The following is an 11,839-nucleotide window of genomic DNA, read 5'->3' as shown; positions in this document are numbered from 1 at the left end:
AAGGCTTCCTCCTAAAAGAAAGCCTTGAATCACGTTCAATCTGATTTGAGAATCCCAAGAGTCCACACGGCCTAAAGCGCGATGAGATGAGGATGAATCATCATCGCGCTTTAGATTATTGTTTGAGCATGATCTTCTCACGCAAACGCTTCGCGTTTGTCGCGAGGGAAAACCGGTTTCCACTTTTCCGGATCATGCTCCAGGCGACACTGGCATGCTTTCCGCGACAGAAAGCGCAACTGGCGTGAAACGTTTCAGGGTCACCACCACCGGATAGGCGGCCCGGCATCGCCTTCATCGGCGCATCGCGTGACGAGATTGTTCCAAGCAAAAGCGAACGTTGTGAGCAGCAGGGCGGCGATACCAACTGGCACGATCAGAAAAATCCAGGACATGTTATTGACGACAACAACCAACGGATCGATGCCGGCAGGCGGATGGAACGTGCCGGTCAGATGCATTGCGACCATTGCCAAACCAACAGCGACGGCAGCCGCCCACGGCACGGGGCCGCACAATTTCACAACCAGCAGTCCAACGATCGTGGAGACAAGATGACCGCCGATAAGGGCGCGGGGTCGCGCCGGCTCTGCTTTTGGCGAGCCCAATACTGTTACGATCGACGTCGCGAATGGAATCGCGAAAAGGGGAACTGCGCTCTCAGAGGAGAACGCCTCCATGCTCCCGATCGCAATTGCACCCCCGACGGCTCCGGCGAGAACGGCACGTAGTTGAGATCGGTCGAGCATCCAAGCCTAATACCCAGGGGGCAGCGATGATCGTCCGAAGTCCGGCGATCTCCAAGTAAGTGCAATCTACAACTTCGACATCCAGCCGGAGATGGCCCGCCCGATCTCATCAGGCGAATCTTCCTGGACGAAATGGGTTCCCGCCACCTTCATCTCGGTCTGCGCTGGGAATCTGCGGGCCAAGTCGAGAACCGCGCCGTGGGCGAGGATCCCACCGGGCTCGGCCCTCAGGAACAGCTTAGGGACATTGCTCGTCGCCAGCCAGTCCGCGTAGGCGGTCACGATCGCAGTCACGTCGGCGGGCTCGCCTTCGATGGGGATCTGTCGAGGCCATGTCAGCGTCGGCCGTCGCCCCTCGCCCGGCTCGGCAAACGGCCGTCGGTACTCCGCCATCTCTTCGGCGGAGAGGGTACGCAGGATGGCACCTGGCAGGATCCTCTCGATGAAGAAGTTGTCTTGCAGGACCATCGCCTCGCCTTTCTCGGAACGCAGCGCCTCCAAGGCTGGACGCATTCCGAACCGGTCCCAGTGGTCCCAGTACTGCGGCCCAACGATCGCCTCCATGTACGCGATACCTTTCATGGCCTCGCGGTGGCGGTTGGCCCAATCGAAGCCGAGGGCCGAACCCCAGTCATGGATGACGAAGGTGACCCGCTCGCGCACATCGAGAGCCTCGAGCAGGGCGTCCAGGTAGCGGCGGTGCTCGACGAGGCGATATGAGCCGGGGCCACTGTCGGGCAGCTTGTCGGAGTCGCCCATGCCGATCAGATCGGGGGCGATACAACGGCCCAGTGGCTCCAGATGCGGCAACACGTTGCGCCACAGGTATGACGAGGTGGGATTGCCGTGCAGCAGCACGATGGGGTCGCCCTTTCCCACCTCCACATACGCCATCTCACTGCCGAGGACTCGCCGCCGCTTCTTTTTGTACGGAAATGCCGCAGAGATCATGTTTGATTCTCCTGTACTGGCCGACCAAGTGAGTCCTGGAGCCGCATTGCGGGCGCCTGACGGGAGGCCTTCATCGTCAGCGCGCAACTGCGTGATCTGACGGAATTACATTCGCGGATCGTCCGGGTTCGGATACAGGCATGCGGCTCACTTCGTCGTGAAAGCAAGCAACGCAAGACCATTACGACAGGGATATCTTGGCTCCGCGATGGTCGCGCGTCTCTTCGACGAAAACCCGATCTAGCGCTCGAGAAATGATGCGGAAGATAGCTCCCTCCCATGAACCTGCACTGCCGACAAATTACGGCAGCAGTGCTGACCGCTTCCACCCGCCAACGCGGATAGGCCGGCTCCTCGAGCGGCGCAATGGCTAATGGCTTCTAACAAGGCATAACGAGCAATTTTGCCGCTTGCGTGCCAACAGCACGGTGAGGCAGGCGCCATTGGTTGAACGGTCGAGATCGGTCATCCCGGGAGTGCTTGATGGCAGGCTGGAACGGGTCGAAACATTTTTCGTCCTTTGATGGAAACCGCCAAGCAATAGGAGCAATCATGAAAATCCTGATGGTTATCACCTCTCACGACCAGCTTGGAAATACGGGACGCAAGACCGGCTTCTGGCTTGAGGAACTCGCCGCTCCCTACTTCGTGTTCAAGGACGCCGGGGTCGAGATCACGCTCGCATCCCCGAAGGGCGGCCGTCCTCCACTCGATCCCAAGAGCAACGAGCCCGAATTCCGAACCGACCTTACGCGCCGGTTCGAGCAGGACGCCGCGGCCGAAGCTCAGCTCGACAAGACCGTTCGTCTTGAGAGCGTCAAGCAGGAAGACTTCGACAGTGTCTTCTATCCGGGCGGCCACGGCCCGATGTGGGATATCGTCGACGACAAGAACTCGATCAAGCTGATCGAGTCCTTCCTCGCCGCCGGTAAGCCAATCTCTGTCGTCTGTCATTCGACAGGTGCGTTGCGTCACGTAAAGGCGCCAGACGGCAAGCCTCTGGTTCAGGGCAAGGAAGTTACCGGCTTCACCAACGGCGAAGAAGAAGCCGTTGGCCTCACCAAAGTGGTGCCCTTTCTTGTCGAAGACGAGATGTTAAGACTGGGCGCCGTATTTTCGAAGAAGGCCAACTGGGCGGTTCACGTCGTTAGCGACGGCCTGCTGACCACCGGACAGAATCCGGCCTCCTCCGGGCCCGCCGCGAAGCTCCTCTTGGAGAAGCTCAGCAAAATGAGGAAGTGAGCGAACAAAGCTTAGGGGAGGCTTTTTGCCTCCCCCGCGCTATTCGCCGACCAAGCACGACGCGGAGCGGGCATCGCCCAACAAACGAGAATCGAACTCCCGGTTGCCTCTTGCCACCCAACTGCTAAGCGCGTGTCAATGCGTCGCTCACGTTGACCCGTTCCCCGCCTGGCTTGCTGACATAAAGATGGCTCTCCAGGACGGATTGCATGTTCTCGAACATCGAATAGAGATCGTCGCAATATACCGAAGGATTGTCGTAACCATTTGCCTTGGAAAAACGATGCGGAAGATACCCCCCTCCGCAGGCGTTCATGAACTTGCACTGCCGGCATTTCTCGCACAGATTGATTGAGGCATCGCGCGCCGCTTTCCAGCGCGGCTCGTTCCTGACCTCGTCGATCGCATGATCGAAGATGTTGAACTTGGTCTGCGTGAAGCCGTCGCCTGCGATCCGGAGCACATCGTGGGCCTCCACCGTGCCATCGGTCATCACGGTGCAAAGCTCGATGGGCTTGTGGCCTACGCCCTCGGTCGGCGAATTGTTGCCAAGCAGGGCGGTGATCATGTCGGAAACAATGCGGATATTGGCGGTCGGCGCCGTGCGATTTGCCGTCAGCCACAAGTCGAACAACCCGTTGTAGAACGACGCAATGGATGGCGGCTTCTCGTCCACCGTCGCATCGGGGATCATGATGTCGTAGTTGGCAATTCCGCACGCGGCGAAAAACGCGACATATTGCTCCGGGAGGTAAGCAGGATTGCAGACAGCCAGGGCGCTTACGCAAATGTCGCGCGATACCAGCATGCGGGCGGCGCGCTCCACCGCTGCGTGGGTGCCCGTCCCCTGAAACGTGCGACGGTGAATGTCGTGAATATGTGCCGGTCCGTCGAGACTGATCGCAACCGAAATGTTGCGCGTCTCGAAGCAGTTCAGCCATTCGTCATCGATCAACACGCCATTGGTTGTGACCGCGATGGGAATGTCGCAGCCCGTTCGCGATGAAATGCTCTCGCAGGCCTCGGCAAAACGGTGGAAATTCTCGACACCCCAGAGCAAGGGCTCGCCGCCGTGCAGGACGATGGGAAACTCGACAAGGGAGTATCGCGCGACGTGCTCTTCGATGCGCCGCAACAACTGATGCAGCACGTCCATGCTCATCAGCTTGGGCTTATTGTAGACGGCCGCGTCGCGAAACCAGTAGCAATAGGAGCAGTCAATGTTGCATCGCGTTGCTACCTTGACCAGCAACTGCGTGATCGGCTGGTCGTGGAAGGCGACAGCATTTGAATCGTCGACCGACATCCCGGCACCGAGACGTGCATAAAGAAAATGCGATTGAACTAGTATCCTCGGACAAAGCCCCCTCTGCGGAACCCTGGAGCGTATCCGCCTCTGCGGAATGCACCCGCGCCTGGATGGTATCCGGCCCTGCGGAAGCCGACTGCATACGGCCCTCTGCCAAAGCCGCGCCTGAAATAAACTTGATTTACAACGGGTTGGTCCGGAATAACCGCGGGCTGCTCGGAGCTAAGTCCTTCTGTTGAGGTCTGCTCGCGCAGCTCGTTCAGCAGCGCGTCGATGCCTGGATGGTCGCTCTGAATTGTTGCGCCTGGCCCGTGGAGTTGCAGGAGGCTAGCTAAGACCTTCAGCGTGGTAATCGCCATGGCTTCTGCTCCTTTTCGCAATGCAATTTTCGCGATACAATTTAAAAGATCGAACGAAAGGCCGCTGCTTGTTTCCCTCAACCGAATGAGCAGAGGATAATATACCTTCCCTATTGCAGCGGAAATGTGATGGTGCCGCGGTGCTGCTATTTTTGCACGAAGCCCGCGGATCAAAACTCATATCGGCAGCGAGGTTTCGTAGCGAGACGATCGGCAGCATTCGTGCATCGCCGCATTTCGTCCGGTTTCGGAAAGGTCAATTGGCGAATGCTTGATAGACCATATTTCGGATGAGAGAGCGGTAGTACGCACCGCGGAGCAGCGGCACTTGCACCATCAGAATGGCGACCAGGTTCTCTTTCGGATCTATCCAAAAGGTTGTCCCTGACGAGCCAGTCCAATAGAATTCTCCAACCGAGCCTGGCATCGGATTGCGTCCGACATCTGTGCGAACCGCAAAGCCAAGGCCAAAGCCTTGCCCCAGAGCCGGGCTTGGAATGAGTGAGCCGAAGCCTTGCACGGCTTGGCTTATTGCCGTTCCCGGAGGCAAGTGATCGGTCGTCATGTAGGCCACCGTCCGAGGGGAGAGAAAGCGTCTACCCTCGAATGCACCACCATTGAGCAGCATTTGGCAAAAGCGCGCGTAGTCGGCTGCAGTCGACACCATGCCGCCACCTCCGGAGAGCCAACTCGGACGCACACTCACATCGCGCATGGGCGGTCGCTTGCCCGTCGCTGCGTCCACCTGCGGTTCGGCAACGCGGCCGGCATGCCCCTCGGATACGTAGAACCCGGTGTCAGGCATGCCGAGCGGCTTTGTTATGCGCTCGGCGATGAATTGATCCAGTTCCATACCAGACGCGACTTCGACGACGCGGCCGAGAACGTCCGTAGACATGCTGTATTCAAACGTCGTGCCTGGCTGATAGGCGAGCGGCAATTGCGCCAGTTTGCTTACGACAGCCGCGAGGCTTTCACCGGGTGCGCCGATATTTGCGCTGCGATAGGCCTGCTTGACCAATGAGTCGCCGAATTGTCCGTAAGTCAGCCCAGAGGTGTGGCGCAATAAATCATGGATCGTCATTTCACGCCGAGGAGGCTCCAACACAAGTTCCGGCTTACCGGTCCCGTCGTTGGCCTTCTCCACGCCGACTTTGACCTCCTTGAATTCGGGCAGGAAGGCCGACACCGGCGAGACAAGCTGGAGCTTGCCCTCTTCCACCAACATCATGGCCGCGACGGATACGAGCGGCTTTGTCATGGAGGCGATGCGGAAGATTGCATCCGGCTTCATGGCGATCTGCTTCTCGCGATCTTGGTACCCGAACGCGCGCGAGTAAGCGACCTTGCCATTGCGCACGATCAGAACGACGGCTCCAGGAAGCTTTCCACTGTCCACCTCGGACTGGAAGGCGGCATCGAGTATCTTCAACCGCTGCGCAGATATGCCGAGCTCCTCTGGCTGTGAAGCTTTCGGAAGCGGCTCGGCAACTGCAGGAAAGGTGATGCAGACGGCGACAATCGTTGCGAACAAAAACCCGCGGAGCATCATCAGAAGCCCCCAATGCTTGGAAACAGCAACGTCAGGAAACGATGATTAGCATAACTGCCCCGCAACCAGATTTCAAGTTTTGATAGAGGAGGCGAATAAATACTACCCTTCAGCTTGTAACGCCAAATGAAATTCAATGCCCGAAATGGATCATACAGCGACATCGCGAAACGCGCTCTCCGCTGAGGCAAAGCGGGTATTCACACGCCCGCTCCACACCAAACAAAAAGCGGCCGACCTATTGCCCGGGTGTTGGCTCAATGCCAAAATTGCTGAATGCAAATACGAGACGCCTTGCCAGAAGACGCGCGTGCCGCCTGTATCGTGTTGAAGCGGTCGATAGCGGAGCTTTGCGAGGCTGACCATCGAAACGACCCCTCCATCCTGGCGCAATGGCTGGGCAACAAGACCCTTGAGAACTTCTGCACTTGGGTCAGGCGACCCGACAATTCTTTGCTCGTGGCCGTCGAAGATGACGACATTCTCGCGGTCGGTTCAGTGACCGATGCGGGAAGGATTGGCCTCAACTATGTGTCGCCCGATGCAAGGTTTCGGGGAGTCAGCCGCGCCCTGCTGCGCGCGCTGGAGGCGCGAGCCGCCGAACGAGGCAATGATGAGTGCAATTTGATGAGCACCGAGACCGCGCGCAGATTTTATCTGTCGAACGGCTATGTTGGAGACGGACCACCGGTTGGCACGTTTGGAACGAGTTTCGGCTATCCGATGACGAAGAGCTTGGCCAGCTCAATACGCCAGGATTAGGCGCGCGCTACGTTTGACCGGACTTTGGCACGGAAGTTCAGAACGCGCGCTTACCCAATCCCCGCTGCGAAGCACTTGCAGACACGGCCCCGACGTGCGAGGAGGCCAAATTTCGAATGGATGCCGCGATGAGCCTCAAGCCCAATTTGGAACTGTCCGTCGCGACGGCGCAGGCGATCGTTGATCAGACCGTTTCGAAGCAAGCTGTTGCGACGATCTCCAGGCTTCATGGCGGCGAAATCGCGGCGGTTTACGAGATCGCTTTCGCGGGTCACGCGCATCCGCCGCTCGTACTGAAGGTCTATCCCGACGAATTGCATTGGAAGATGCAAAAGGAGTTAACCGTCGTTGGTCTCATCCGAGATCGCCTTAGCGTGTCTATTCCACGCATTCTGCTTGCGGACGACTCAAAGAGATTGCTCGGTCTAAACTTGACATTGATGACCAAGCTCGAGGGTTCGATACTGGGCCAACTGGAAACGACTCTGGACTCGGCGCAACGGCTATCCGCTTACGCACAAATCGGCCGGCTGCTTCGGGAGTTTCATTGCATCTCCATGGAGGCGTTCGGCTACATCGGTCCGAACGCCATCTGGACAGCGCATTCGACAAACCACGAGTACCTGACGTATCAATTCCAACGAAAGCTCAAGGAATTTGCTGAGCGCGGCGGAAATGCAGACCTTGCCAAGCGGGTTGCCAGGCATTTCGCCGACCGCGCCGAACTGCTCAGGGCCTGCACGCACGCGGTGCTATGTCACAATGATCTGCACGCGGGCAACCTGCTTGCCACCGTCTCAAATGACCGCCTACTGCTCACTGGTGTTTTGGACTTTGAAGGCGCGCTGGCTGGAGATCCGCTGATGGATGTCGCCAAAGCACTCTATTATCTCGACGCAGAGGCCCGGCGCGCACTCCTTGACGGATATGGCGCCATGGACCGAAAGCACTGGCTCTTAACGCTCGATCTCTACCACCTATACTTCGTTCTCGAACTTTGGTGCTGGATGGCCCAAATTGGAAACAGGCAGCCTCTCGACCAACTGGCTTTGGACTTGGAGCGCTATAGCGCCGCGTGATCAGCCGAGGGGCGGCTTAGGGGCGGAACGCGACGTCGCGAAAAAGTGCTCGCCACTGACGCAAATCCCAGCCAAGCATCAAACTTTGGATACCGGTCGCGCAATTCGGACGCAGCCGAGAGCGATACGTTGACCGCGACTGCGATGAGCGCATGGCAGGAGGACGTTCCCGATGCGTTGCAAGTACTCGCGAGAGAACGAATAATCAACTTCATTGAATTGCTTCGAGGAAGGCGCGGTTGTCGATCGGCATTGAGGAGAACAAAGAGTTCAGCGTGAAACGCGCAGCATTTGCCGCCACTATCGGCAACATGCTCGAATTCTATGATTTCATTACCTACAGCTTCTTCGCGATACAGATCGGACACACCTTCTTCCCCACGCAAGGCGAGTATGGCAGCCTGATGCTGTCGCTCGCGACCTTCGGCGCGGGTTTCATCACGCGCCCCATCGGCGGGATCGTGCTTGGCATCTATTCCGACCGTGTTGGCCGGCGGCCGGCAATGCTGCTCAGCTTTGCGTTGATGGGGAGCGCGATCCTGGCGATCTCGATCACCCCATCCTACAACGCCATCGGTCTTGCGGCGCCGATCATTGTGATCGTGGCGCGCTTGATGCAGGGATTTGCGCTCGGCGGCGAGGTCGGGCCGACCACGGCCTATCTCCTGGAGATCGCCCCGCCGGAACGCCGGGCGCTGGTGGTTTCATGGCAGCCGACAAGCCAGCAGATCGCCGCCACCACCGGCGCACTGGTCGGCTTCATCCTGAGCAGGACGATGACGCCAGAGGCGCTACAATCCTATGGTTGGCGCCTGGCGTTCCTGATCGGGGCCATCTGCCTGCCGTTCGGGCTCTGGATGCGTCGGACGCTGCCGGAGACGGTCCCGCAAGACAAAAGTGGCGCCCGGCGCATTGAGCGCTCGAGCCATCTCGCGCTGGCGCGCCGGCACATTCGCCTGATCGCACTGGCGCTGATGATCTTGGCGAGCGGCACGATTTCGACCTATGTGACGCAATACATGACGACCTATGCGCAGAACACGCTCCATGTGGCGCCGTCGCTCGCCTTTGCAACGTCGCTTGTCAGCAATGGTCTCGGAATCGCAGGCGCGTTGCTCGGAGGCTGGCTGGCCGACTTGCTGGGCCGCAAGCCCGTCATGATCTATCCGCAGCTCGTCACGCTCGCGCTGACCTATCCGATCTTCCTGTGGATCGCCGGTGCGCCCGGCGCGTGGTCGCTGTTGTTCGGCTTCGGCGTGCTATCGCTGATCGGATCGCTGCCGTTCACCGCCTTCTATGCGACCTTCACCGAGGCGCTGCCCCAGCAAATCCGCGGCGGCGTGTTCGCCACCGTCTACGCGGTTGCAATCGCAAGCTTCGGCGGCACCGCGCAGCTCGTGGTCACGTGGCTCCTGCATATTTCAGGAGATCCGCTGGCGCCGGCCTGGTACCTCTTGCTTGCCGCCGTCGTCGGACTTCTCGCGATGAGCCTGATGCCCGAGACGGCACCGGTGAAAGTGCAGGCTGCAGCACCGCCCCGTAGCCCGGGTGGAGCGAATGCCTAACCCGGGATCTAGAACGTGATGATTTTTCTTCGAGTCGTCATCCCGCTCTATCTTTTTGTTTGAGCATGGTCTCCGCGCAAACGCTTCGCGTTTGTCGCGAGGGAAAACCGGCATCCACTTTTCCGGATCATGCTCTAGGCATCCACGATTACGAGCGGTCCCGGGTTGCGCTGCGCTTCACCCGGGCTACCGGGAGGCTGCGGAACAAGCCTCCCCTTTTGATTGATCAACGGATCAGCTCTGCGAGTGGCGCGCCATGAAGTTGTCGTAGCCGACTTCGGCGACCTGGAACCATTGATAGCCGCTGTTGGAATAGGCTGTCAGCGAGTCATAGACCTTCTTGAAATTGGCGTTGCCCGCCGCGACTTCGGCGTGCAGCTCCTTGGCCGCCTTGAAGCTCGCTTGCATGATCTGTGGCGAGAAGGCGTGCAGCTTGGCGCCGCCGGCCAGCAGCTTCTTCAGTGCGGTCGGGTTCACGGTGTCGTACTTCGCCATCATCCAGTTGTTGGCGTGATGGCCGGCCTGCTCGAGGATGGCCTGGTAGTATTTCGGCAAGCTGTTCCACTTCTCGAGATTCACGAACACCAGCAGCATCGGGCCGCCCTCCCACCAACCGGGATAGTAGTAGTGCGGCGCGACCTTCTGCAGGCCGAGCTTCTCGTCATCGTAGGGGCCGACCCATTCGGCGGCGTCGATCGTGCCTTTCTCAAGCGCCGGATAGATGTCGCCGCCGGCGATCTGCTGCGGCACGCAACCGAGCTTCTGCATCACGCGGCCGGCGAAGCCGCCGATGCGGAATTTCAATCCCTTCAGATCATCGACGGTGTTGATCTCCTTGCGGAACCAGCCACCCATCTGGCACGTCGTGTTGCCGGCAAGCAGCGAGGTGACGTTGTAGCCCTTGAAGAACTCGTTCAGGAGCTCCTTGCCGCCGCCCATCATGTACCAGGCCTGATTGAGCCGCGCGTTCGGCCCGAACGGCACCGAGGCGCCGAAGGTGAAGGTCGGATCCTTGCCGAAATAGTAGTAGGAAGCGGTGTGGCCCATCTCGACCGTGCCGCTCTGCACGGCATCGAGCGCCTGCAGGCCCGGCACGATCTCGCCGGCGGCAAAGGTCTGAATCTGGAATTTGTTGTCGGTGGCCTCGCCGACCACCTTGGCCATGATCTCGGCTGCGCCATGCAGCGTATCGAGCGATTTCGGCCAGCTCGTCGTCATCCGCCATCTCAGCTCCGGCATCGACTGCGCAATGGCCGGCGCGGCGAGAGTAGCGGCACCGGCGACACCAATGCCGGCGACTTTGATGAAGTCCCGTCGTTTCATGTTGTTTCCTCCCTTTTGATTATGTGTCATCGGCCTTCGTACCGATGCCTGAGGGCAGCATGGAACATCCCCTACGCGATTGCCATCGCCAACTTTCGCCGCAGCGCGCAAAAGCGCGAGCGGATTACCGATGCAACGAAGATCCGATCCGCTGCAATCGTATGGTAGCGCGCGTATCCAAAGCTCTCCGATCCACGATCGGCGGCCCGCCGTCGATTGGTTCGCAGTCGCCCCCCGATCGATCGATGGGAAACAAGCCATGTCCTACAATTTCCTGGTGGCCACCTGGGGAGACCATCGCCATCTCGGACCGACCCTGACAGCGGCGCAGCAATTGCGTGCGAAGGGCCATGACGTTCGTTTCATCGCGCGTGCGGACGCGCGTGCGTCAGTCGAGACGGCAGGCTTCCACTTCGCGACCTGGCAACGGAAGCCCCAGATTTCCCCGATTGCGCGGACCAACGCCCCCCTTCAGTACGCCTTCGATCACCTCCTATTTGGGCCGGCCGCCGCTCAAGGTGCAGACATCAGCGATGAGATCCGGCGCGCCACGACTGACGCTGTGTTGACCGATATGCCTCTGTTCGGCGCTGTGCTCGCCGCGGAGGCCGAACACGTTCCCTGTGCCCTGCTCTCGCCCACCATCAGCATACGACCTCTCCCAGGGCAGCCACCAATTGGCAGTTGTTTGCCCGCGCCGAGTACGCCGGAAGACCGTGTCGCCGTCGAGGCAGCAAGCAACCGGTTCGTTGCTGTCATGAATGAATGGCTGCCGATGTTGAATGAGGCGCGGGCAAGCCTGCAGCTTGGTCCCTCGGCCGATGTCCTGGAATTATTCGACCGGCCGGCGCGGGTCCTGATAGCGATGAGTGTGAAGTGCACCCTTATCGTGAGACACGATAATCAGGGACAGGAGCCCGCCGCTTGAGGCGGCAGGGCGGGTTGATG

Annotated in this window: 10 protein-coding genes; 5 read left to right on the top strand and 5 right to left on the bottom strand. The window is 59.3% G+C overall.

The genetic code is table 11. The annotated features are described in order from the left end of the window. Positions 1 to 260 precede the first annotated feature (260 nt). Positions 261 to 680 (bottom strand): HPP family protein, encoded by a 420-nt coding sequence (locus AAFX91_RS32650; RefSeq protein WP_394569324.1) that lies wholly within the window; start codon positions 678 to 680, stop codon positions 261 to 263. A 135-nt stretch (positions 681 to 815) separates the two neighbouring features. Next, the gene (locus tag AAFX91_RS32645) at positions 816 to 1,700 is read right to left on the bottom strand and encodes a haloalkane dehalogenase (RefSeq protein WP_394569323.1); all 885 of its coding nucleotides are present in this window, start codon (positions 1,698 to 1,700) and stop codon (positions 816 to 818) included. Between the two features lie 552 nt (positions 1,701 to 2,252). On the opposite strand from AAFX91_RS32645, the gene AAFX91_RS32640 reads away from it, so the two are divergent. Next, positions 2,253 to 2,942: a type 1 glutamine amidotransferase domain-containing protein gene (locus tag AAFX91_RS32640; RefSeq protein ID WP_394569322.1), complete on the top strand. Its 690-nt coding sequence runs from the start codon at positions 2,253 to 2,255 to the stop codon at positions 2,940 to 2,942. Between the two features lie 124 nt (positions 2,943 to 3,066). On the opposite strand, the gene AAFX91_RS32635 is transcribed toward AAFX91_RS32640, so the two are convergent. Both AAFX91_RS32635 and AAFX91_RS32630 read right to left on the bottom strand, forming a co-directional pair. Then, positions 3,067 to 4,248 carry a radical SAM protein gene (locus tag AAFX91_RS32635; protein WP_394569321.1) on the bottom strand — a complete coding sequence of 394 codons (1,182 nt, stop codon included), beginning with the start codon at positions 4,246 to 4,248 and terminating at the stop codon, positions 3,067 to 3,069. Between the two features lie 618 nt (positions 4,249 to 4,866). Next, entirely contained in the window at positions 4,867 to 6,162 is a 1,296-nt protein-coding gene (locus AAFX91_RS32630) for a serine hydrolase domain-containing protein (protein ID WP_394569320.1), read from the bottom strand. A gap of 294 nt (positions 6,163 to 6,456) precedes the next feature. Here AAFX91_RS32630 and AAFX91_RS32625 point away from each other — a divergent pair, with 294 nt between their 5' ends. From AAFX91_RS32625 to AAFX91_RS32615, 3 genes are all read left to right on the top strand, one after another. Further along, a complete protein-coding gene (locus tag AAFX91_RS32625; RefSeq protein WP_394569319.1) occupies positions 6,457 to 6,924 on the top strand; it encodes a GNAT family N-acetyltransferase in 468 nt (155 codons plus the stop codon). A gap of 116 nt (positions 6,925 to 7,040) precedes the next feature. Then, positions 7,041 to 8,003, top strand: coding sequence for a phosphotransferase family protein (locus AAFX91_RS32620; protein ID WP_394569318.1), 963 nt, complete (start codon positions 7,041 to 7,043; stop codon positions 8,001 to 8,003). Between the two features lie 311 nt (positions 8,004 to 8,314). Beyond that, a complete protein-coding gene (locus AAFX91_RS32615; protein WP_394569325.1) occupies positions 8,315 to 9,568 on the top strand; it encodes an MFS transporter in 1,254 nt (417 codons plus the stop codon). Positions 9,569 to 9,802: 234 nt separating this feature from the next. Here AAFX91_RS32615 and AAFX91_RS32610 read toward each other — a convergent pair whose 3' ends face one another. Beyond that, on the bottom strand, positions 9,803 to 10,891 hold the full coding sequence (locus AAFX91_RS32610; protein WP_394569317.1) for a TRAP transporter substrate-binding protein: 1,089 nt from the start codon (positions 10,889 to 10,891) through the stop codon (positions 9,803 to 9,805). A 259-nt stretch (positions 10,892 to 11,150) separates the two neighbouring features. Between AAFX91_RS32610 and AAFX91_RS32605 the strand changes: the two genes are divergently transcribed. Further along, on the top strand, positions 11,151 to 11,819 hold the full coding sequence (locus tag AAFX91_RS32605) for a glycosyltransferase (RefSeq protein WP_394569316.1): 669 nt from the start codon (positions 11,151 to 11,153) through the stop codon (positions 11,817 to 11,819). The last annotated feature ends 20 nt before the right edge of the window (positions 11,820 to 11,839 follow it).

Origin of the sequence: Bradyrhizobium sp. 31Argb (assembly GCF_043638955.1) — a bacterium.
GTDB lineage: Bacteria > Pseudomonadota > Alphaproteobacteria > Rhizobiales > Xanthobacteraceae > Bradyrhizobium.
This window is presented reverse-complemented; position numbering and strand designations above follow the sequence as displayed.